Source organism: Massilibacteroides sp. (genome assembly GCF_028705895.1).
Taxonomy (GTDB): Bacteria; Bacteroidota; Bacteroidia; order Bacteroidales; family Tannerellaceae; genus Massilibacteroides.
In genome coordinates, this window is the sequence record NZ_JAQWCQ010000057.1 from 1 (window position 1) to 24,437 (window position 24,437).

Below are 24,437 nucleotides of genomic sequence, written 5' to 3' on the forward strand. Positions count from 1 at the left end.
TATTATTTTGTTTTTTATTTCACTTTTTTATATTTGCTGTCCACGATTTGTTTTAACCTATCGAGGTAATCCCATTAAAAACGACATAATCCAAGTGTAATAACAACCGGGGTTTCGGACTGATCCGAAAAAAGCACCGTTGACGGAGCTAAATTAGTCGAATTTTAATCGGATTTACAGGCCTGCGATTCAGTCTTACAAATATTGTGCAGCACATCTATATTGTGCATACCAATGCCCTATTTTTCTTGTAATGCGGGAGTAGTAAATGTTTCATTCAGATATTTGATCACTTCCTGCGTCAAATTATAGGATTCGCGGGCATAAAGAATATTATCACCGGCAGTATTACTTAAGATTATACCGATCTTTTTATCCTCATTATATCTTTTTAGTTGCTGAATGATCGAGTCGTATAGTTGTTGATAAAGGCGGTCTTGTTCATCTTTCAATTCCTTGGACAATTGATTTTCCAGCCTATAAATATCCTGTTGCTTTCGCAGAATCTGTTTGTACTCGGCATCGGATTGTTCATGGGGTAGAAATGGATTTTCTTCTAATTTTTGTTTATAGCGCCTCATCTGAAGTTCCAGATCACGCACCCGTTGAGTAATGATTGAGCGAGAGTTTTCCTCTTTTACAAGAATTTGACTACGCAGATCGGTAGCCAGATAATAATCCAGCAAAAGAGAGTCAACATTAATATAAGCAAAGGAGAGAATCGAGGCAGTATCCTGAGACATATCAGTATGAGCAAAATAATCGATAGTTTTTTGCTTATTTCCAAACTGAAGGATAAACAAGATGATTATACCTATAGCCAGAAGTCCGTTAATGATGTAATTTACTGTATTATGATTCATAAAACCACCGACATTCTTTCTCGATACAAAAATAATGCATTACGAGAGAGTTTCATTATCTTATTGCATTTAGTAAGCGAATTTAGTATACTTTATCATAATTGGCAACATGTAACACGAAAGAAACACGGGTTACATGGAAATGTGACACTTTTTAAACTGACCTGAAACATCCCACTTCTACTTTTGCTTCGTATTCCGGAATATGATCAATAATAATACAAAGTAAGGAATGAGAAAGATTTACAAAGAAAACAGGATTCAGAAACTGCTCTTAATTATTACAGGAATATTCTTGTCTATCTCAATGTATGCTCAAACAGGTACAATATGTGGTACCGTGTTTGACACGAAATTAAAGGAACCTCTTATCGGCGCTTCCGTAGTGATTGATGGAACAACAACGGGGGCAACCACTGATATAGATGGTTATTTCAGGATTGAAGGTCTTCAACAGGGAAAATACACCATTTCGGCATCCTATGTGTCTTATCAGTCTCAAACGATAAAGGATGTACCTGTTGTTGCTCTTCAGGAGGCTGTTGTTAAGTTTGAGCTTAGTGATGCCAATCTGCAACTGGAAAATGTAGTTGTGGTAGGTCGTAAGAATCTGGAAAGCGAAAACGTATTGATGATGGAACGTCAAAAAGCTTCGGTTTCGGTTGAACATCTTGGGGCTCGGGAAATGAGTATAAAAGGAATATCCAATGTTGCAGATGGCGTAAAAAAATTATCCGGCATTTCTTTAGCGGGAACGGGACAACTGTTTGTTCGCGGACTGGGAGACAGATATAGTGTCACCACGATGAACGGATTAGTTATTGCTTCTCCAAATCCGGACAACAAGCTGATTCCTCTTGATCTTTTCCCCTCTTCTATCGTACAGAATATTACGGTCAGTAAGGTATTTCAGGCTTCTACTTTTGCAGATTATGCCGGTGCACATATAGATATTGCTACGAAAGAAAATCCGGGCAAAGACTATCTTAGCATCTCCTTATCGGCAGGAGGAAGAGTCAACACGACCTTTGACGATTTTCGTTATTCTGATAAATCCGGAGGATTGCGGATCAAAAATCTACCTCAATCCATTAAAGATATGAGTTCTAAGGAATTTACAGAATATTCAAAACAACAGAATCCGTTTGGCGGAGGATTTTCTACCTATAAAAAGCAAGCATTACCCGAATTAAATATAGGACTGTCTTTTGGCAAAACATGGGATATCGGAAGCAATAAGCTGAATTTGATCGGAGCATTAGGGGTCAGCAATGATTATGAAACCCGCAAGGGCTCATATGTCACCACACTCACATCTCAAGGCACTCAGCTAAATGAATTCACATCAGACAATTACTCGTATCAAACAAAAGCTTCCGCCCTGGTTGGTTTAGGTTATCAATTTGCCGGCACGAACCGTATCCGCTACAATTTCTTTTACTCCAGACTAACCGATGACACGCACAAAACGCGAATCGGTTTTGATTCGGAAGGGAACAATCTCGAAGGGAGCAACAGTGTCTATCATCTTTATAGTTTGATAAATAATCAATTGGATGGAGAACACATGGTTGGGAAATGGACAATCAACTGGAATGGCGGATACGGTATAACAGCAAGTGATGAACCGGACAGGAGACAGGCAATGTTTCTTCGTAAAGACAATGGAGAACTTGCTCTTTTTAAATTAAACCGACAGGAAACCATGCGCTTCTTCGGAGAATTAGACGAAAAATCCGGGACAGGAGACCTAAAACTAAAATACAATTTCAACGATTTGAATCTCATCCGTTTCGGAGGAGCTTATATAAATAAGAAACGTGATTATTATTCTACTCGTTTTTTCTATAATCTGAATAAACTCAACCCGCAGGTTGATAATATTTATGACACAGACGATTTTCTGAATCAGGAAAATATAGCTAATGAGAACATTGTTATTGATAAAAATCAGCAACCAAAATTCAGTTATTTTGCCGGCAGTGAAATTATCGCGGCTTTTGCGGAAACAGATTTCTATCCGGCGGAAAAATTATTAATCAATGCCGGGATTCGGTATGAAAGCTCCAATCAATGGGTCAGATACTGGAAAGATTCAGGACAGGAAATGAGAGCGGAACTAAATGCTGATGATATATTACCGGCATTGAATATAAAATACACACTTGATAAGAGTCAGGCTATCCGCTTTGGTGCTTCTCGCACGGTTACTCGTCCGCAATTCATTGAGATGGCTCCTTTCTTGTATCAGGAGTCTTATGGAAGTGCATCCATACGTGGTAATGAAGATTTACAAAACGGGTATGATTATAATTTTGACCTTCGATACGAATATATTTCCGGATCCGGAAACATGCTTTCTGTAACCGGTTATTATAAATATTTAGATTCTCCAATTGAGCGTGTACAGGAGATTGCGGGTGGTTCGGCCGTACATTCTTTTCTGAATGCCGGTAGTGGAACAGCATTAGGTATAGAAGCGGAGCTACGTAAAACATTCTCTCCCGAATGGCGTGCCGGTGCTAATCTTTCCTGGATGTACACGCAAGTAAAACTTCCCGAAGATGGTGTTTATACCGATAAAAAAAGAGCGTTACAAGGGGCATCACCTTATCTGGCAAATGCGGACATAACCTATTCGCCGACTTTTGAAAACAGTAATAAGCTGAATCTCACATTACTCTATAATTTACAGGGACCGCGTATCCACACTGTAGGTATAAATACGCTGGGCAATGTAAAGGAAACGGTTCGTCACACACTCGATTTCAATGCAGGCTACGCATTCAATTCGAAATTGAATTTCAAATTTCAGGCGAAGAATCTCTTGAATTCTACAATTCGCTTCCGTCAGGAAATAGCCGAGACAGGAAAAGAAGAAGTAGTAGAATATTACAAAACCAACACAGCGATAGAGGTTGGGGTTACTTACAATTTTTAAACACATGGATCATTTAATTATTTCATTTAATTATAAACAGTTATGAAAAAGAATTATTGGAAACTTAGTTCAATTGCTTTTGCACTAATTGCAATGTTATCTCTCGCATCTTGTAGTGATGACGATAAGGATGACAATGGAGGAGGTACCGACGAACCGGATGATACGGAACTGAAAGGCGAACTAACAGGAGAATTGACCTTAAAAACAGGAAAAACCTATAATCTGACTGGTGGATATGCAGTAAAGGAGGGTGCGACCCTGACTATTGAACCGGGAGTGACAATTATTGCTAAAGACGATGATGTTGTTGATTATATACTGGTGGAACAAGGTGGTAAAATCATGGCTGAAGGAACGGCTTCCAGCCCGATCATTATGACTTCAGAAAAGAAAGAAGCCGGCGCATGGGGCGGTCTTCATCTTTGTGGTAAGGCTACGATAAACGTATCCGGAGGTACTGCAAAATCTGAAATTGGCGATGCAACTTACGGTGGTAATGATGATGCCGATAATTCGGGTAAATTACGTTATATCCGTTTAGAATATACGGGGTATGCTTTTGATGAAGACCATGAAGCAAACGGGGTAACTTTTTATGGCGTTGGTAGCGGAACTACGGTAGAATATTTACAGGCGTATAAGGGTTCGGACGATGGGTTCGAATGGTTTGGCGGTACGGTAAATGTAAAGTATTTAGTTGCGACAAGTTGTAGCGATGATTCTTTCGACTGGACACAAGGCTGGAGAGGTAAGGGACAATTCTTAGTGGCTTATCAGGAAGATCAGTCTTCTTTAGGCTACGACTGTGATTGCTTGATTGAAGCAGACAACGACAGCAAAGTATTTACTACAACTCCTATATCTGCTCCTGTTTTGGCAAATCTCACCTTAATCGGGAACAATTCTGAAACTAACAAACGAGGTGTTCGTCTTCGTGCCGGTACGCAGGTTAAAATTTACAATGCACTTGTAAAAGGTAAAACAAACACGCTAACGACCGAAACAACTGAAACAGAGACTGCACTAGTGAATGGTACTTCGGTATTAAGCAACGTTCTGCTGGAAACAACATTCAGCGGAAAAGAGGGACTTTATACAGCTGCTTTATTTACTAAAGACGGAATCAATAAGGAGAATCAGTTTATTTCATTATCAAACAGCTATGTAGGAACAGAAGAAGGTGGCACAGATGTCAGCACGATTGATCCGTTCTTCATCTCTGCTCCATACGCCGGTGCTGTTGACGCATCGAACGACTGGACTTCGGGATGGACTACCCAACCGGGAGCATCACAAACTAACGAAGAGTTAAAAGGGGAGTTAACAAAGGATCTGACGTTAAAGAACGGACAGACTTATTACTTAACAGGAGGTTTTCATGTTAAATCCGGAGCTACGTTAACGATTGAGCCGGGCGTTCGCCTGATTGCTAAAGATGATGATATAGTTGATTATATTCTTATCGAACAAGGTGCGAAGATTAATGCTGAAGGAACTGCGTCTAATCCGATTGTCATGACTTCTGAAAAAACTGAGGCAGGAGCTTGGGGCGGTCTTCATATTTGTGGAAAAGCTAAAATAAACGTATCCGGAGGTACTGCAAAATCTGAAATTGGTGATGCAACTTACGGAGGTAATGATGATGCCGATAATTCGGGTAAATTACGTTATATCCGTTTAGAATATACAGGCTATGCTTTTGATGAAGAGCATGAAGCAAACGGGGTTACATTCTATGGTGTCGGTAGTGGAACTACGGTAGAATATTTGCAGGCGTATCAAGGTTCAGACGATGGATTCGAATGGTTTGGCGGTGCTGTAAATGTAAAGTATCTGATTGCGACAAGTTGTAGCGATGATTCTTTCGACTGGACACAGGGCTGGAGAGGGAAAGGACAATTCTTAGTGGCTTATCAGGAAAATCAGACCACTTTAGGTTACGGCTGCGATTGTTTGATAGAAGCAGACAATGACAGTAAGGTATTTACAGCAAGTCCTACCTCCGCTCCTATTCTGGCAAATCTCACCTTAATCGGTAATAATTCGGATACGAACAAACGAGGAATCCGTCTTCGTGCCGGTACACAGGTTAAAATATACAATGCTTTAGTATCCGGAAAGGCTAACACGTTGACGACAGAAACAGCTGAAACAGAAACTGCGCTGGACAATGGCACTTCTGTACTAAATAACGTCTGGTTGGCTACAGCATTCAGCAGCCAAGAGGGTATATTCACGTCCGACAAGTTCAATGCGGCTACCGGTAATGCACAAAACAAGGAGTTCAGCTTGACTGATATCTATGTTGGTACGGTTGAAGGAGGTTCGGATCTGAGCAGTGATACGTTCTTTGCAAAATCAGAATATAAGGGTGCTGTTCCTGCGGATGATGACTGGACTAAAGGTTGGGCAAAATAAAACCTACAGCCGTAGAATAAAAGAAAATGCAATATGATTAAACGAATTTTGTTGACATCAATCATAGTATCAGGGGCCTCGTTTGCGTTGCAAGCGCAGGACCTTGTGCTTAGTGAAGGTCAATACTATACAGACGAAAGTCAAAGTGTTCTCTACACCGGCCGTTATACGGAGTTTTACGACGACGGTATGCTAAAGATGGAACTCTTCCTGAAAGACGGACGTCCTGAAGGCACTTATGTCATCTACTACCCCAATGGCAAAATTGCAGAAGTTAGGGCATATTACAAAGGAATCTTTCATGGAGAATGGAGAACCTATAATGAAGAAGGAAATATGACCGGATTAGCATCTTATAAAGAAGGTCTGAAAGATGGCCCCTGGCGTATTTGGAATGATAAGGGAATTTTACGTTACGAGATGTTCTATACTCACGGGCGAAAAACAGGAATCTGGAGAACATGGGATGATGAAGGAAATCTTTTAACTGAGCAGGAACAGGCTGAATAATTATTGCAGTTTGTATATACAAGTAAAAAAGGGATACGTATTCTTATAGAAAACGCTATCCCTTATTTGTTTTATTCCCCCGTTGTATCAAAATCGAAGTCAAAATCAAAGCCATCATTTACATATGACGAATCGGTAAACTGCTCCATCTCACGGCGATCCTTTTTCGTTGGGCGTCCCATCCCTTTTGAACGATCCACAAATCCGGAGATACGATTCATTTCTAATAGTTCATACTGATCCGGAGTCGTTACATTCTCTAAGAAATCAGGCACGAGCTTTGCTCCCATCCTTCGTTCAGTTAAGGCCAACACTTTGAATGAATAAGTAACGGGAGGCTTGCGTACCTGAATAATGTCACCTACCTTAATCATACGTGAAGCCTTCACATTAACGCCATTGATTGCAATACGATTCTTTTTGCACGCTTCCGTCGCAATCGTCCGTGTTTTGAATATGCGGGTTGCCCACATCCATTTATCTATGCGTACCTCATTCATGTTTTTTTATTTATTGTTGAATTGATTCATCGTAGTCTGTACTCCGGCTAAACAAAAGCTACGCATAATTTCTATAGCTTGTTTCTGTTTTTCAGGCATTTCAGCTAATTCTTCCGGGGTAAATTGCCCCAGTACATATTCGACTTGTCTTCCGCGCGGAAAATTATCTCCAATACCAAAACGTAAACGAGCATATTCCTGAGTTCCCAATATTTCCTGAATATTACGAAGCCCGTTATGACCGGCATCACTTCCTTTGGGCTTCAGACGAAGCGTCCCGAAAGGCAATGCAAGATCATCTACTACAATTAAGAGATTTTCGACAGGGATATTCTCTTTTTGCAACCAATATCTCACCGCATGTCCGCTCAGATTCATAAAGGTATTCGGCTTTAACACCGTTACCTCGCGGTTTTTTATCCGGAAACGGCAAATAGCACCGTAACGCTCTTCGGTGAACATAGCTCCTGCATCTTCGACTAAACTATTCACGATACGAAAACCTATATTATGCCGGGTACCGAGATATTCGGACCCGATATTTCCTAATCCGACGATCAAATATTTCATGTTCTAAAGATAATAAAGAAAGGGGAAGCACATTCTACAGAATGCTCTTCCCCTTTTATGAATTATTAAACTATGGTTAATGCTTATTTGTTTGCAGCAGCCGCAGCAGCACCACGAGCAGCACGAGTCAACTTAACAGCACATACGACAGCGTTCTTTGCATTCGTTAATTCCAAACCAGGGAATTGAAGAGAACCAACCTGTATTGTTTTACCCAAACCTAATGAGTCAATATTAATAATCAATTTTTCCGGGATTTGAGAGAAAAGAGCTTTCACTTTCAGTTTTCTCATTTCCAAGCTTAATTTACCCCCTGCTTTAACCCCTTCGGCATGTCCTTCAAGAGCTACAGGAACTTCAATTACAATAGGCTTGTCTTCGAATACTTCTAAAAAGTCTATGTGAAGAATTTCATCAGTTACCGGATGAAATTGGATATCTTTCAATATGGCTTTCACTTTTTTATTACCCTTAATATCCAAATCGACAAGGAATATTTCAGGAGTATAGATCAATTTACGTACACCTTCTTTGGTTACAGTAAAATCTGTTACGATCAATCCTTTATTGTCTCCAAGATCTACCAGTTTGTCTCCTTCAGAAACTTTTCCTGAATAAGGCATAGCTACTGGTGAACTTCCATACAATACAGCAGGGATTAATGCGTCCTTACGTAAAGCTTTAACAGCTTTTTTACCAAGAGCTTCTCTTGGTGAACCTTCTAATTGAAATGTTTTCATTTTTTTTATTTTTGTGTTACTCAAAATTAGCGCTTCCTAATTTCCCATCACACGATGTTGGGCTTAAAAAAGCGACGCAAAGATACAGCTTTATTTTTATATAACAAGCTATTAGGTCAGATTGTCTTTTCAACGTTCCAGACAAATGCCCTCAATCCCTGCGCTTCTGTTTCCTTATCCAACTCATGCAGTTTCTCCAAAAGCCGATCAACCTTTGTTTCATCTACCATCGTTAAGATAGCCGTGTTCATGGTAGGCCATGCATGACTTCCATAATGAGGTTCACCCGTTTTGGTTCCACGCCCTCTTACTGATCCGTTCCAGGAGGTATATCCACGTATATTTTGTCTATCTAAAATAGATATAATCTTCTCAAAATAAGCCTGATTGAATGATATAAATACAGCTTTCATACTTTTTGTTTTTATATAATGATAATCAGGAAGAGAGTAAAGAACACTCTTCCTGATTGAACTTTTTAGACTATAGCAGCGGTTTTATCTATCACTTTCGCATGTTTTTTCCTTCTGATCTTAATACCGTTTCCTGCAAACACACAATAAACAGTAGGAACGATAACTAAGGTAATCAAAGTAGAAACAGCAAGTCCCCAAGCAACGGTTATACCTAACGAACGCCACATTTCAGCTCCTTCTCCCTGTCCTACGGCCATTGGGATCATTCCTAAAATAGTGGAAACGGAAGTCATCAACACGGGACGTAAACGGGATTTACCGGCAGCAACTACAGCTGTGATAACACTCATTCCCCGTTCCCGACAGAGAATAGTATAGTCGATTAACACAATACCGTTTTTCACCACTATACCAACCAGCATTAATACTCCGATCAACGCCATAACCCCAAGAGGTGTTTGCGTTACAAACAATCCAAGAATAACTCCGGTAAATGCAAACGGGACAGAAAACATAATGATAAATGGGTCAATCAACGATTCAAATTGAGCTGCCATCACAATAAATACAAGAATAATGATAAGCAACAATAAAACGCCGAGATCCTGAAATGTATCTTGTTGGTCTTCAAAAGTACCGGCAAGAGACCACGATACATCTGAAGGAATATCAATCTGAGATATTTCGGCACGCGCATCAGCTACAATGTCACTCAATGCTGCTCCCGGAGCTGCAACGGCCTTAACTGTAATTATACGCTCTCTGTTCTTACGCTCGATTGTAGGAGGAGTCATTCGTTCAACAACTGTCCCAACGTCACGCAATCGAATTCCTTTACCCTGAGGATTTACAATCAGAATATTTTCAATATCGTCAACCGACTGGCGGAATTCAGGCGCATAGCGAACACGGATATCATATTCATCTCCATCTTCACGATATAAAGAAGCGACCGTACCATTGATACGATTACGAAGATAAGACGCTGCGGTACTTATATTAAGTCCGTTTATTGCTAATTTTTCCCTATCAAAATCCACCTGATATTCCGGAATATATTCACCACGGCTTAATGTTACTTGTGAGCAACCTTCAACGTCACGCATTCTTCTTACAATTTCGTTAGCAACAGCATCGGTACGTTCAAAATCAAAACCATAAATTTCGATATCCACACTATTTTCACCTCCAACGCCACTTTCACCACCGGCTATAACCTGATATTCACGAATTTCTGTATATTCGCTCAAATCTTTACGCATCATATCACAGATCTCAACCAATCCTCTTTCGCGTTCGGAAACACTGGATAAGCTTACATATCCTGAAATGATATGAGGACCATTGTCGCTCATATTTGCAAACGTATTATCCGTATCAGCCTGTCCTTCGCGCAAACTAAGCATTTTTATTTCCGGGTATTTTTCCCTGAATTTTTTGTCAATATCAAGAGTCAGATCACGAGCGATTTCCTGACGCGTACCAACGGGTAGTTTTATAGTCAGAGAAATACGGGCGTTATCTTGCGTTGGGAAAAATTCCGTTTTTAAGGCAGGAGTAATAAGCAAACTTCCTATAAAGATAAGAGCAGCTCCAAAAATCACTGTTTTTCTATGACGTACAGCCCATTCAAGAAAACGAGCATAGCCCGAGTCTAATCCATTAAGTGCTTTTTCTATCGGAGTAAAGAATAGTTGATACAACTTCCCTTTTTCCGGATTTAACCTCAACATTTTCGATGACAACATCGGAGTCAGGGTCAAGGCAACTAATGTAGATACAATCATAATAATAGATACGATCCATCCTAACTGTTGGAATAAGACTCCTGCCATACCTGTAACCATTGTTAACGGCAAGAACACGGCCAACATCGTTAAGGTCGATGCGATTACAGAAAGGGCAACTTCCGTTGTTCCGTGCACAGCGGCCTGTTTAGGCTCACTACCTCTTTCAATATGGGTTGTGACATTCTCCAGGACCACGATAGCATCATCAATCACCATACCAATAGCAATGGACAAAGAACTTAACGAAATAATATTAAGTGTATTTCCGGACGCAAGCAAATAAATAAAACTTGCGATCAACGAAATCGGGATCACCAACATAATAATGAATGTAGCCCTCCAACGACCAAGGAACAGGAATACAACAAACATTACCACAATAAAGGTGATCATGATCGTCTCAATCAAACTATCTATCGTATTCAGGATATTCGTTGACGTATCGATAATCGTATCAATATGAATATCGTTCGGCAATGTTTTCATTATTTCCGGCAACTGATCTTTAACCTTATTGGCTATCTGAACAGAGTTTGCTCCGGACTGTTTCTGCACAATAATCATTCCACCACGAGTTCCGTTATTAAATGATTCCTGAGCTTTTTCTTGTACTGAATCAGAGATTGTCGCAACATCTCTTAAGTAAACTACTCGTCCGTTACTACTCCCCACAACAAGATTCAGCATTTCATTAGCATCGTTAAATTCACCCTGAACACGAAGAGAATAAGTATTGGAGCCGATATCAATACTACCGCCAGGTATATTTTTGTTTTCAGCGCCGATCAAAGCAGCAATCCCTTCGATCGTAACCCCATAGGCTTCCATCTTATTCGGGTCGCAATATACCTGCACTTCACGGATTGGAGTCCCGGCAATAGAAACAGCTCCAACTCCACTCACACGCGCCAACGGATTGGCCACTTTATCATCCAGTATCTTATACAGAGCATTCATGCTCTCTTCTGCTGTCACAGAAAGAATAAGAACAGGAATATCATCTGTACCAAACTTAAAGATAATCGGGTTACCTACTTCGTCCGGCAATGAAGATTGAACAAGGTCTAATTTATCACGGACATCATTCGTTGCAACATCGATATTAGTACCAAACTCAAATTCCAGTGTAACTACGGACATATTTTCTCTTGACTGAGAAGAGATATGTTTTAAATCACTAACCGTATTCAATACATTTTCCATCGGTTTAGTGACGTTCATTTCAATATCGGAAGCACTCGCTCCCTGATAGGAGGTCATGACTAAAATGGTATTTGTCTCAATATTAGGCAATAAATCCACAGACAGCCTTGTTAAAGAGAATATACCGAATATGACGATAGCCACGAACATCAACGCTGTTGATACTGGCTTACGTACTGCGGTTGAATATAAACTCATCTTTTACTAATTCTTATTTTACAACTTCAACATCAACTCCATTTACTAAGCGAGTCTGTCCGGAAACAACCACCTGATCTCCATCTGATAAACCAGAAACAATCTCATAGCGATCTCCCATTCTTCTACCTATCACAACCTTTTCATAGGACACTTTCCCATTTTTGTACGCATAGACAAATCTGTCTCCTGAACCGGCCTGTTTCACTATTGCCAAATCCGGTACGACAACATGGTCAAGCACGCCAAAACTCAAAGTTACACGAGCAAACATCCCCGGGCGAACCCTTTCATCGGCATTGTTAACTTTCAGTTCGACAGGAAATGTACGGGTAGTTGCATCAATCGTAGGATACACAAGACTTACATTTCCGGTAAATTCTTCACCCGGATAAACGTCCATCGTGACAGCAACTTCTTGTCCTTTTTTGATAGAAGTAAAGTAAGTCTCAGATACATTTACCATTAATTTAACCGGTCGGATTTGTTCAACTCTATATATTGGAGTTCCACTGGAATACATATCGCCATTATCATAGTTTCTTGCAGTAACAATACCTGTTATCGGACTGATCAGCTTACTATTTTCTTCCAGATTCTTATAGACTGTACGAGTAACCTCCAATTGCATTTTTAATGCATCCCAACTTGATTTGGAAGCACCGCCAACTTTGTACAATTCATCTATACGTTTAAACTCCAATTCTTGATTATCTAACTGTATTTTGGTCTGACGAAGAGTAGTTTCATCCATAATTGCAAGGACTTGTCCAGCTTTTACGTGATCTCCAATTTCAACTTGTAACTTCTGAATTCTTCCCGCCGCTTGAGGAGCTATATTATTTGAGATATTAGCTTCAACTGTCGCTGTAAATTCTTGAACCTGATCAACAGCTTCTATTTTCACAGTTTCTATCTTCACTTTTGGTTTCTCCTCTTCAACAACAGCTGCTTTTTTCTCTCCTGAACATGAAGCCAAAAGAACAAATGCTAAGGCAGGCAGTAAAAACAATCTTTGATTCGTTTTCATATTATTATTTGTCATTATGTTTTTAAAATAAGTTTGATTTATTGTTCACCCGGCCAAGAATCTTCTCTAATTCAGATTTAGCAACCATGTAATCATATATAGCCTGATTGAAATTGAGTTTAGATTGAGTTAATGCCAACTCTGAATCATTCATCTCAAGCAAGGTACCGGCACCTGTATCATATCTTTTCTGCGAGATTTCATATCCTCTTTCAGCCTGTTTTACACCTTTCTGAGCGGCATCAAAACGCTTAACACAAGTCGCCATATTATCAAGAGACTGTTTTACCGCTAATTTTAAGTTGCGAGACAAATCATCTCTCTGCATACTAAGCTGTTCGATCGTCACGCGTGTTTGTCTGACTTTGTTCAATCTTGATCCACCGGAAAAAACAGGGATTGTCAATTTCAAACCGACCATTGAATATGGGTTCCATTTATAATCTCCGAATTTAAAATTATTATTCATCGAATTCCATTGGTATAAACCCGACAAAGACAAAGTAGGCAAATAATCAAATTTTTCCATTTTAAGTTTTGCATCCAATTGTCTTCCCTGAATGTCTAATTGTTTCAAATTAGTATTCTCATTCAAAGTCGTATCGGTAGCAACATAGTCCGCAAAAAGTTCCGGTTCAAAATCTTTGAGTTCACCACTACAGATAATCTTTTGTTCAAGATCCATTCCCATTAAAGCTTTTAATTGCCATTGAGCAAGTCCTAATGCGTTTTGAGCCTGAAGCATATTAGGTTCGACATTTCTCACGCTTACTTCAGCACGTATCAAATCATATTCGGCGACTAATCCTTGTTCATATTTCTTCTTTATATCCGTATAGTTCTCCATAGCATTATCATAGCTTTCTTTAAACACTTTATACGAATCATTTGCGAGCAACACAGCATAAAAACTCTTACGCACTTGATTAACCATGTCAATTTTTGAGGAGCGAGCTTGTTCAACAGCCAATTCCACATCTATTCCGGATATAGAAAGACTTTTCCACAAGGAAACATTAATCAAAGGCATACCGGCAGTAAAGCCAAAACTCCAGTTATTATCACGTCCCACAGAGATTCCTTCTTCCGAATTTGTCTGAGGAATTTTTGCATTTTCTTTTGCTATCTCTTCAGCAAGAGTTCCGGGCTTATAACCAGACACAGAATTGGCAAAAGTATTGTCTATACCATTAAACACAGGAGACATCATGGACTCAATATCAAATGCACCATCCATATACATCACCTGCTTTTTTAACGTACGACTATAATCCGCCCCAAAATCAACCTGAGGAAATAATGCTGCGTAAGCACCTTTCTTGGCATATTTTTTCTTTTCAATCTCCTTGTTTGCAACCTTCACCGTAGGACTTTCACTCAGAGCAAATTCCACTGCCTGATTCAAGTCTAACGAAAGCACTTCCGGCTCTTGGGCCTTGAGATTAGTCAAGATACCTCCAGACAAAAGTACTATTGCTGCAAACCTCATCTTTTTACCTGCTAACAATCGTTCCATCTATTTTTTCAATTTATGTATCACTAATACCTAATTATTTACCAAACTATATTTCACTTTTCTTAAATGACGCTCTAAGATCTCGCTTCCTTTTTCAGTACATATACCTCGTATAAAAACAAGAAGAATTGTATTATAAACGTCTTTGGACGAAAACTCTGAAAATATTTGTGAAGGTCTTATCATTTTCACATATCCCCGAGCCAGAAGAACTACAATCTCAAAGTTTATGTCTGAATGAAAAACTCCCGTTTCAACTCCTTTTTTAAACCATTTCAATAACGTTTGATGAAATTGATTTGAATGGTTTTCTACAAGCTCAACAGCACGCGGGAATTTTTTTAAATCATCATAAAACTTCTTGCTATACCATCTCGGCATATGCATAAGTTTATCGTAGAGATAAACAAAAACATCTATAATCGATTCTGAGTCTCTCTCTAATGTCTTAATCACGTCAATATAATAAACATAGTTCAACTCTAACGCATAAACCAATAAGGTTTCTTTATCATCAAAATACTCATATAGAGTTCGTTTAGAGATATTCGCTTTATTCGCGATAGAATCCATACTAACACCTTTTATTCCATAACGGGAAAAAAGGTCCAACGCGATCTTTGCTATTTCTTTTTTGGGCACCTGTTTTTTATTTATTCTAATGCAAAGGAACAATAAATAGAGAAAACTCAAATGGTTTAATCCGTTACGTAATTAGTCCAATTCGAAACAGCACATATTAAACAACATGCTATTTCGGCATTTATTGTTTTTTTTTAGTCAAAATCGAAAAACACATTATAAAGATTTCTATATTTGCCACAAACTAAAAAAAATTGAGATGGACAAACTACCATTAATTGAGATGGAAGCCCTTAATGCTTTAACCAACATGGACTCTTTTCATGATGAATTCATCATCTGTGAATTAGAAGGATGCGTATTAAAGCATAAACATGGAGCAGGCAACGATTCAGAATACTCCAGTCCTATGCGTATGAATGCAATGATGATAGTAATCACAACACAAGGATCATCGCAGTTTTGTCTGGATTATGTTCCGTATAACATCAATAGCAACCAATTAGTTACAATTTTCCCGACACATACAATCCAATTGTCGGAAGTGAGTTCTGATTTTAAAGCAAAAATGCTTGTTGTTTCCAAATCATTCATGGATACATGGATGGAAAAGAGAACTCCGTCGATGCTTAATTATTTCAAGTTAGTAAAAAATCCATGTACTGCTCTTGATACAAAAGAAAAAGATTTACTATCCAATATCGTTGTGTCACTTAGAAGCAAAATAAAAAATCGAAGCCATTTTTTGCAAAGAGAAACTCTTCAAGTTGGCTTCATGGAGTTTTTAATCGAATTAGGTAATATTTTCATGAGTAAAAAAGACGGATTAAAAGCCCCTACGTTTACTCGCAAAGAAGAACTACTTAATCAGTTTCTGGAAATGCTGTTTGCTCATTGTAAAGAAGAACATCAAGTATCATTTTATGCAGATAAATTATGCATATCTCCTCAATACCTGTCTCTTATTCTTAAAGAATTAACCGGCAGGTCGGCAAGCAAATGGATTGATGATGCACTTATGACTGAAGCTAAAATATTACTCAAATCTCCCAATATAACAATTCAACAAGTCGCAAACATTCTCAATTTTTCAGACCAGTCCACTTTTGGAAAGTTTTTTAAGAAACACAAAAGAATGTCACCATTAGAATATCGCAAATCATGAAAGAAATACATGCCCACGAAGTTCTTCACATGATGGAAGGACATAACTATTCAGAAGAAACGCTGAAAGAAGCTATTATCCGACAATTTGGCGAGGAAAGTCGCTTCTATACCTGTTCAGCAAATAATATGGATATAGATACATTAATTGTATTCCTCAAACGTAAAGGAAAGTTTCTGAACACTAATAATGGTTTTACGGTTGATACCAGCAAAGTCTGCAATCATTAAACAGCTTCTAAATCCCGGCTTAAAAAAGACCGGGATTTTTTGTTTTAAGAATTGCTATTGCTTTCGTCTCGATCTCATCTTTATAATCGCAACCACTCATTTGCTGAGATGCAGTATAAACAATAGCCCAATCCGGTCCTTGGACAGAGACTTCTACTCCTTTTGATTCACCCGCTTCTTGCAACGCTTCCGCAATTTGGTTGTAAACAGAAACATTACTGAAGTTCTCAAATAATAGTTTACTAATCATATATTTTTCTTCTTACGATTTGATTATCTACAAAGGTATTATTTTTTATCTCTTTAAGCGAATTGAACTATATTATGAGTAATTGTAATATATTCACCAAATGATGATAAGTTTACAGAAATGTAATGGTTTTTTTGCAATAATTAAATATATTAAATTTACTTTTGCACCGTACAACACTTAAAAAAATGTTCTATGTTAAAGTTTAATCTCAGAATTTCTTTGCTATTCTTACTCTTGTTCTGTGTTTATCCCTTGGCAGCACAAGTAACGACTGCCAGTATGAGCGGTCAGGTGACGGATAAAGACGGAGCGGTTATTGGTGCTACAATTGTTGTTACGCACGAGCCCTCAGGAACAACCTACGGAACTATTTCAAATGAAAACGGACGATACAGTCTGAATGGTATGCGTACAGGAGGTCCTTACAAAGTCGAGGTATCTTTTATAGGATATCAAATGTCTATTTACAAAGAGATTCAATTACAACTTGGGGAAAACTATGTATTGAATGTTTCCTTAAAAGAATCAAGTGAAGAATTGAACGAAGTAGTCGTTACTGCTTCCAGAAACAGTAATATGAAATCAGATCGTGCAGGAGCAATAACAAATATCAATAGTGAGCGAATGGCTTTAGTTCCTACTGTAAGTCGTAGCATGAACGATATTATGCGCCTGACTCCACAAGGAGGAAACACAGGTAATGGTTTCGCTGTTGGTGGTGGTAATTTCCGTCAATCCTTTGTTACGGTTGATGGTGCGGCATTTAACAATGCATTTGGTATCGGCTCTAACCTTCCTGCTGGAGGATCTCCGATTTCCCTGGATGCATTAGAACAGATATCTGTATCAGTTACTCCTTATGATGTACGTCAAAGTGGTTTTACCGGTGGTGCTATAAATGCAGTTACCAAGAGTGGGACGAATCAGATAAAAGGGAGCGCATACACCTATCTAAGCAATCAGGATTGGAAAGGAAATCATGTTGGAGATATTGATTTAACACGTGAAGAATCCAAGGCTTACACTTATGGAGCAAGCTTAGGTGGTGCAATTATCAAAAACAAACTTTTCTTCTTCATCAATGGAGAATATGAAGATAATGTAACTGCAGGCCCTTCTGCAACAGCCAGAGGTAGTGAAAAAGACGATTGGGGAAGCAATACAGGGAATGTACACCGTCCGACTATTTCAGATATGGATATGATGGCTAATTATTTGCAAAGCAAATACGGTTACAATCCTGGACGCTATCAAAATTATTCTATAGAAACTCCGGCTTATCGTATATTAGGACGTTTGGATTGGAACATCAACGACAACAATAAACTTAATGTGCGTTATTCACGTACCCATATGAAAGATTCAAACAGCCCTTCCAGTTCTACCTCACCACTTACGGCTAATAGTATTTATCCGGGTGGCGATGGTATAAGTGCAGGTAGTGGACGTACCTCTTATCCAGGTCTATATTTTGAAAGTTCACGTTATTACCAAGAACAAAATTTCACATCCTATGCAGGAGAATGGAATTCAAAATGGCTTAATGGGAAATTAAACAACACGTTACGCGCTACTTATTCTTATCAGGAAGAACCACGTTCTTATGAAGGTGGCGTTTTCCCGACTGTAGATATATTGAAAAATGGTTCTCTATTCGCCTCTTTTGGACCTGACCCTTTTACTCCGGGTAATTTACGTGAGGTAAAAACATGGGTACTCACAGATGAGGTTGCGATGACAATAGGTAAACACAATCTCTTCGCAGGTATTCAGTTCGAAAGCAACGATGCAGTCAACGGGTTTATGCAAGGAGGTAACGGTTATTACGTATTTTCTTCATGGGAAGACTTTGTAAATGGAAACAAACCTTCTGCTTTTGGTATAACTCACTCCAATTCAGCGGATCTATCGCAGTTTAAAGCAAAAATGAAGACTCAGCAATACGCGTTATACGCTCAGGATCAAGTAAATATAAACGACAATTTCAAGTTAACTGCAGGTTTGCGTTTTGAGTTACCTATTTATCCTGATCTAAAAGACAATTATAACGATGCCTATTATCAATTAAATTTCGCAAAGGAAGGTGAAGCTGAGCGTCATTTCTCAACTGACCAGCTTCCAGCAGCAAGTATTTCCGTATCGCCACGTGTTGGATTCAACTGGGATTTAACCGGAGAACGTAAATATGTATTACGTGGAGGAACAGGTATTTTTGTTGGACGTCTTCCTTTTGTTTGGTTAGTATCTGCCGTAGGTAATTCAAACGTTGGACAAACCCAATATTATTATAATTCAGCAGAAAGTGCAAGTGGTGTTCAACCAGATTTCCACGCTGATGTTAAAGATATTTTAAAAGATCTATATGGCGGTAATTTCAAACCAGCAGAAATTACGGCTCCATCTTCTCCAACAATTATCGATGACAAACTAAAGATGCCGTCAACATGGAAAACATCTTTAGCATTCGACGCAAAATTACCTGGAGATATAGATTTCACATTAGAAGGTATTTATAACAAGGACATTAATCCTTCTGTAATTAACAATGAAAATCTATACGCTAATGGGACAATCCAGTTGTCTCCTAACGATACCAGAAGTAGATACTCCAAATACACAAACAAAAATGCCTATTTGATTACTAATGCAGGTGGTAAAGCTCATTATTACTCTATCACAACGCAATTAGCTAAAAACTTCGATTTTGGTCTTAATCTTTCATTTGCTTATACGTATTCAAACTCCAAAGCATACAATGATGGCTTGGGAAGTCAAGTAACTTCAGCATATAAAACCAACACAAACTCTATAAATGGAGTTAATGAGAATGAAATTGGTTATGGTAGTTACGTTTCTCCAAATCGTATTGTAGCTTCTTTAGGTTACCGTATTGGTAATGAAAAGATGTCATCTACATTCTCTTTCATTTATGAAGGTATGAACATGGGATATAACGGTGGTTATGCATCAACTCGTTATTCTTATACTTTAGCAGGTAACGTTGTTGGAGATGGTGGAGCAAACAATTTGCTTTATATCCCCTCAAGCCGTGAAGAATTAGACAAATGGGTTTTTGCAGAAGAAACAAAACCAAATGTCCCTTATACAATTACAGATGAAAATGGAGACAAAGTTGTATATACAGCAAAGCAGCAACGTGATGATTTTTGGGCATACATCAATCAAGATGATTATTTAAAAAATCATAAAGGAGAATACGCTGACCGTAATGGGGCGATAATGCCTTGGCATCATCAGTTAGACTTTAAGTTTGTTCAGGATTATAACTTCTTGGTGGGTGGCAAGAAAAACACACTTCAGTTTGGTATTGATGTAAAGAACTTACTAAACTTACTTAATTGCGATTGGGGATTATACAAAAGTGTAAACAATAACTCTCTGCTATCTTACAACTCTACTGAAGGAACTGCAAATGGATTTACATACCAACAAAACAATGGGAAAAGATTAGTAGATAGCTATTCTCAATACAATAGTTTTGCTTCTACCTATTCTATCCAATTCAGTGTACGTTATATTTTCAACTAAGAAAATATTGGGAAAAGACAAACATAAATCGAGTAGGCGAAACGGGATTAATTCCCGTTTCGTCCTCTCACACCACTGCTAGTACGGTTCCCTAAGCGGCGGTTACATGTTTTGACACATCAACATTGCTTTCAGTTATCCCTTAGAGAAACACCACTCTTACCCATCCTTCGGACTCCGTCCTATTCTTTTGGCAAGGAGCCTCTTTCGATGAAAACTTTTACGCATATCGGTCGGACGATTGTACAACAGATACCGCATGCTGTCGTTCAGACTATACATGAGTTTTGCCCACAAAGGTACAGCAGTAGCAGGAAATAGAAAAGACGTGGTTTTCCGGTCGCTTACTTTCTTTTATACTCTAAATATCATTTTTCCCTTCACGCAGTGAATCCGCTATATCCCGATGTTCTTGCGCCAACTCTTCTTCTCCCATACCTGAATATGCCTCAGCAAGGTATTCGTGTGCTGCAGCATGAGCGGATTTTAATTTAACGGCTTTCAGTAAATCACGCATTGCTTCGTCGTAATTTTTCAGCTTAAGATGACATTTTCCCCTGTTATAACGTGTTTTAAACGAATGGGGTCGTTGCTTTACAGCCTCATTGAGGCAAACAAGCGCGTCATAACTCTCGCCAATATCCAATAGGGTAATCCCTTTTCGAACCCATGCGTCCGTAAACTCCGGATCTAACTTTAATGCCTTATCAAAACTCCGGATAGCGGCATTACTGTCATGGGCTTGGGTGATACATTCATTCCCCATCAGGTAATATTCACGTGCATACTCGGATACGCGCTTTTTGTTTTCTTGTAATTCTCTTTTTAACAGGGAAATCTCTTCTTGTTGGCGGTTTACTAATCGTAGTTTACGACATAATAAACGTTGCACAGATTGCTTATCCAGTTCATTTCTCTTACTTACAGCAGCACTAAACGCCCGGATCGCATCTTCCATCTTATTTTTACTGAACGCTTCATTCGCTTGAGCGTACAATCTGTCCGCTTCGCTCTCCCGTAAACTTTTTTCGATCAGATGCTGGTCATTAAATTGACGACTGAATTGTTCTATCTCCTTACGAACAAAAATATCATATGGAGAGATCGGACTTTTAAGAACAAGCCCCTCAAGACTTGTACAACGGCTCAAGGCAACATAAGTCTGTCCTCCGGCAAAAACGCCCTTACTCAAATCGACGACAACACGACTAAAGGTTAGCCCCTGACTCTTATGAATCGTTATAGCCCAAGCCAAACGAATCGGTAATTGCTCAAACGTACCGACAATTTCTTCTTCAATTCGTTTTTCTTCTTCATTATATCGATACTTATAATTTCTCCAGGAAGCACGTTCAACCAAATGTTCAGAACCATCCTCCAATAGTACATAGACATTTCCGTTCTCATCAATACCGGCGACCTTACCAATCGTACCATTCACCCATCTTCGTTCGGGATCATTATCGATAAAAATAACCTGAGCCTGTTCTTTTATGGCTAAACTCAACTGCGTTGGCAATGAACTTTCCGGGAAATCTCCATCAATTGCTCCTAATGAAACAAATTCATCTTGGGGCAACTCCGCTAATTTTTTCTCATTAATAAAGTCCACTTGATCCCGACGCGTAGCTAAGGTTATATACATATCTTCTTCGCTTGGGGAGAAAGACGGAAAAACTCGTTCATTTAATATTTTTAATTCTTGCGGGCGAGCCGAATTACTTCGTATGCGATCTAATATATTTATGAAGACAGGATCATTTTGTCGGTACACTTTCTGTAGCTCTATCGGCACTAAGTTGATCTCCTTAAAAACACGGGCTGAGAAAAAAAACGGAGTTGGATAAAAAAGATTCAATATTTCACGTTGATCGGACGGAACCACAGGTTCTAATTGAAACACATCGCCAACAAACAACAACTGTTTTCCTCCGAACGGCAAACGCATATTTTGAGAATAGACACGTAAAATCCGGTCTATGCAATCAATAATATCCGCTCTCACCATCGATATTTCATCAATAATGATCAGCTCAACTTCTGCCAATATTTTCCGATGCTCTTTTCTATACTTGAAAAAATCAAAAATACGGCTTCCCTGCGTACTTAAATCCGGATCATCCGGCAACATAGGACGGAAAGGCAGTTTAAAGAAAGAATGTAACGTAACCCCTCCCGCATTTATCGCTGCAATACCGGTAGGCGCAAGAACAACATGCTTTTTCTTTGTATGCTTGCAAATGTATTTTAAGAATGTAGATTTACCCGTTCCGGCTTTTCCTGTAAGAAAAACAGATTGTCGTGTATAAGTAATCAGCTGCAAAGCATCCTGAAACTCTTTATTATCCGTATCGAGTACAAAATCCAATGGGGTAGAAATTCATTAACGGCTGATAAACAGCCAAGCATCCTTATGTTTATCTGTCTGACGAAGCGTAGCAAGATAAGTTTCCGCCTCTGCCCTATTCTCAAATTTATCCGAATACACACGCACTTTTTCGCCTCTACGAACATATCCGACTCGCGGGTATTTTTCTTTATCAACTTCTGTAATATACTTATTACAAAGTTCTTCATTAGGAAAACTACCAATCACGATATAATACGTTTTCCCGTTATTTAGCTTCTGCGGTTCGACCACAGCTACTGCTTCTGCGGGTTCAACATCTTTAACATCTATCGAAACGGTTGGTGCTTCATCAAGAGTCGGAACCTCGACTGCAGATTCCGGAATAGCCTGCTTTTGTGTCCTTATTTCTGTTGTGGGGATAAAACTGGCTGTGTATGTGGATGGATTCACGTCTTTTACCGGCGTAGAAATCAGCAGAATCAAAACGACAACAGCTGCGGCAGCTCCTGCTACCCTCAGGAAACTTCTGTTAATACGAATATAAACAGCATCTTTCTTTTTCTCCTCCTGCTTATAAATTGGAGTAAACAGATCTTCCGACTCCCGTTTAAGCAAAGCCAACGGAGTAAAATAAAATGAAGGTAAACCGTATGAAACAACACTCAGGGGATTGTCTTCAGCCGGAAGAAAGACATATTGGCCTTCACTCCCGATCTGCAACGTTCCCATTGAATTAAAATCTATTTGTCCGGATTCATTAAGACGATGTAACAAAACAGTTACATCCTCCTCAATCATATCTGTAGCCTTGCGATAGTTGACATCATACATTTTCATATACGACTCAGCCAACAACCCGTCCTGATGTTTAAGCGTAGCATTAAAAAGAAGCTCTTTACGCATGGGGTGAAAAATATGTTCTTCACCCGAATAAGACGCCGGAACAGATTGAAGCACAAAGCCTCCTAATTTAGGAACGATCACACAATCGTGGACAAATAATAATTGTTCAATATGAGTTACCAATCTTAACATAAAGACAAAGATAAAATTTCTATTTGAATAGTTCAATCCTAACATTTAATTTTTACCGAAAAACATCTCTCATAATGTTTCCTTAGTGGTAGATTAATTAGTAAGATAAAGTCTTTCTACAGGCTGTTTTGAATTTTACGAATCTTTTTTATATTGTTTGTAACTCTTTCATTTGAAATTTTAGATGCATTTGCTCTAAGCTATTGGTTTGAAAAAAATCAAAACGTTGGCAAATCACCTGTTTTTGCGTCGGATTGATATCGGTCGCAAATAAGGCTTTTTGGGCTTACTTCTCTAACAAAACAACGAAAGATGTGTCTGAAGAGCAGAATTCGGGAGATGTTGTTTAAATTACATTATCCGGCATGTCCATTTTTTTTAAGATTTGTAATATTAGGGACAAAACGAATAGTACAGAAACGTAATTACCTATAATACCCTGTAAAACTGGAAAATCCAGTCCAGATTGACCCCGTAAACCAAATGAAATTGCCCCCTTGCTCTAAAATAAGGTTGCCCCCTCTATCCAAAATAAAAATGACCCCATTGAAATGTAAACCAACATAGATTTTATA

18 protein-coding genes are annotated in these 24,437 nt (G+C 38.8%); 6 read left to right on the forward strand and 12 right to left on the reverse strand.

Features of this window, described 5'->3' with window-relative positions; all coding sequences use genetic code 11:
- Nucleotides 1-239: 239 nt before the first annotated feature.
- Entirely contained in the window at nucleotides 240-863 is a 624-nt protein-coding gene (locus PHT93_RS12665; RefSeq protein ID WP_300243562.1) for an OmpH family outer membrane protein, read from the reverse strand.
- A 232-nt stretch (nucleotides 864-1,095) separates the two neighbouring features.
- On the opposite strand from PHT93_RS12665, the gene PHT93_RS12670 reads away from it, so the two are divergent.
- From PHT93_RS12670 to PHT93_RS12680, 3 genes are all read left to right on the forward strand, one after another.
- Nucleotides 1,096-3,804 carry a TonB-dependent receptor gene (locus tag PHT93_RS12670; RefSeq protein ID WP_300243564.1) on the forward strand — a complete coding sequence of 903 codons (2,709 nt, stop codon included), beginning with the start codon at nucleotides 1,096-1,098 and terminating at the stop codon, nucleotides 3,802-3,804.
- 1,125 nt (nucleotides 3,805-4,929) lie between these two features.
- A complete protein-coding gene (locus PHT93_RS12675; protein ID WP_300243599.1) occupies nucleotides 4,930-6,225 on the forward strand; it encodes a hypothetical protein in 1,296 nt (431 codons plus the stop codon).
- Nucleotides 6,226-6,258: 33 nt separating this feature from the next.
- Nucleotides 6,259-6,735 carry a toxin-antitoxin system YwqK family antitoxin gene (locus PHT93_RS12680; protein ID WP_300243566.1) on the forward strand — a complete coding sequence of 159 codons (477 nt, stop codon included), beginning with the start codon at nucleotides 6,259-6,261 and terminating at the stop codon, nucleotides 6,733-6,735.
- 71 nt (nucleotides 6,736-6,806) lie between these two features.
- Here the strand turns inward: PHT93_RS12680 and PHT93_RS12685 are convergent, their stop codons facing one another.
- From PHT93_RS12685 to PHT93_RS12720, 8 genes are all read right to left on the reverse strand, one after another.
- Entirely contained in the window at nucleotides 6,807-7,235 is a 429-nt protein-coding gene (locus tag PHT93_RS12685; RefSeq protein ID WP_300243568.1) for an RNA-binding S4 domain-containing protein, read from the reverse strand.
- 6 nt (nucleotides 7,236-7,241) lie between these two features.
- Complete coding sequence (gene pth, locus PHT93_RS12690) at nucleotides 7,242-7,805, reverse strand: aminoacyl-tRNA hydrolase (RefSeq protein ID WP_300243571.1); 564 nt, start codon at nucleotides 7,803-7,805, stop codon at nucleotides 7,242-7,244.
- Nucleotides 7,806-7,888: 83 nt separating this feature from the next.
- Complete coding sequence (locus PHT93_RS12695) at nucleotides 7,889-8,545, reverse strand: 50S ribosomal protein L25/general stress protein Ctc (RefSeq protein ID WP_300243573.1); 657 nt, start codon at nucleotides 8,543-8,545, stop codon at nucleotides 7,889-7,891.
- 116 nt (nucleotides 8,546-8,661) lie between these two features.
- On the reverse strand, nucleotides 8,662-8,958 hold the full coding sequence (locus PHT93_RS12700; RefSeq protein WP_300243575.1) for a PG0541 family transporter-associated protein: 297 nt from the start codon (nucleotides 8,956-8,958) through the stop codon (nucleotides 8,662-8,664).
- Nucleotides 8,959-9,023: 65 nt separating this feature from the next.
- Nucleotides 9,024-12,152, reverse strand: coding sequence for an efflux RND transporter permease subunit (locus tag PHT93_RS12705; RefSeq protein WP_300243577.1), 3,129 nt, complete (start codon nucleotides 12,150-12,152; stop codon nucleotides 9,024-9,026).
- A gap of 13 nt (nucleotides 12,153-12,165) precedes the next feature.
- A complete protein-coding gene (locus PHT93_RS12710; RefSeq protein ID WP_300243580.1) occupies nucleotides 12,166-13,182 on the reverse strand; it encodes an efflux RND transporter periplasmic adaptor subunit in 1,017 nt (338 codons plus the stop codon).
- Nucleotides 13,183-13,204: 22 nt separating this feature from the next.
- On the reverse strand, nucleotides 13,205-14,698 hold the full coding sequence (locus PHT93_RS12715; protein WP_300243582.1) for a TolC family protein: 1,494 nt from the start codon (nucleotides 14,696-14,698) through the stop codon (nucleotides 13,205-13,207).
- A gap of 30 nt (nucleotides 14,699-14,728) precedes the next feature.
- Nucleotides 14,729-15,340, reverse strand: coding sequence for a TetR/AcrR family transcriptional regulator (locus PHT93_RS12720; RefSeq protein WP_300243584.1), 612 nt, complete (start codon nucleotides 15,338-15,340; stop codon nucleotides 14,729-14,731).
- Between the two features lie 199 nt (nucleotides 15,341-15,539).
- On the opposite strand from PHT93_RS12720, the gene PHT93_RS12725 reads away from it, so the two are divergent.
- Together PHT93_RS12725 and PHT93_RS12730 are read left to right on the forward strand one after the other, a co-directional pair.
- Entirely contained in the window at nucleotides 15,540-16,445 is a 906-nt protein-coding gene (locus PHT93_RS12725; protein ID WP_300243586.1) for an AraC family transcriptional regulator, read from the forward strand.
- Nucleotides 16,442-16,675 (forward strand): YecH family metal-binding protein, encoded by a 234-nt coding sequence (locus tag PHT93_RS12730; RefSeq protein WP_300243588.1) that lies wholly within the window; start codon nucleotides 16,442-16,444, stop codon nucleotides 16,673-16,675. The genes PHT93_RS12725 and PHT93_RS12730 overlap by 4 nt, the downstream gene beginning before the upstream one ends.
- A 19-nt stretch (nucleotides 16,676-16,694) precedes the next feature.
- Here PHT93_RS12730 and PHT93_RS12735 read toward each other — a convergent pair whose 3' ends face one another.
- Entirely contained in the window at nucleotides 16,695-16,925 is a 231-nt protein-coding gene (locus PHT93_RS12735) for a hypothetical protein (protein ID WP_300243590.1), read from the reverse strand.
- A 195-nt stretch (nucleotides 16,926-17,120) separates the two neighbouring features.
- Here PHT93_RS12735 and PHT93_RS12740 point away from each other — a divergent pair, with 195 nt between their 5' ends.
- The gene (locus PHT93_RS12740) at nucleotides 17,121-20,477 is read left to right on the forward strand and encodes a carboxypeptidase regulatory-like domain-containing protein (protein WP_300243592.1); all 3,357 of its coding nucleotides are present in this window, start codon (nucleotides 17,121-17,123) and stop codon (nucleotides 20,475-20,477) included.
- A 361-nt stretch (nucleotides 20,478-20,838) separates the two neighbouring features.
- On the opposite strand, the gene PHT93_RS12745 is transcribed toward PHT93_RS12740, so the two are convergent.
- Entirely contained in the window at nucleotides 20,839-22,845 is a 2,007-nt protein-coding gene (locus PHT93_RS12745; protein ID WP_300243594.1) for a tetratricopeptide repeat protein, read from the reverse strand.
- Nucleotides 22,846-22,860: 15 nt separating this feature from the next.
- Entirely contained in the window at nucleotides 22,861-23,862 is a 1,002-nt protein-coding gene (locus PHT93_RS12750; protein ID WP_300243596.1) for an SPOR domain-containing protein, read from the reverse strand.
- Nucleotides 23,863-24,437 lie beyond the last annotated feature (575 nt).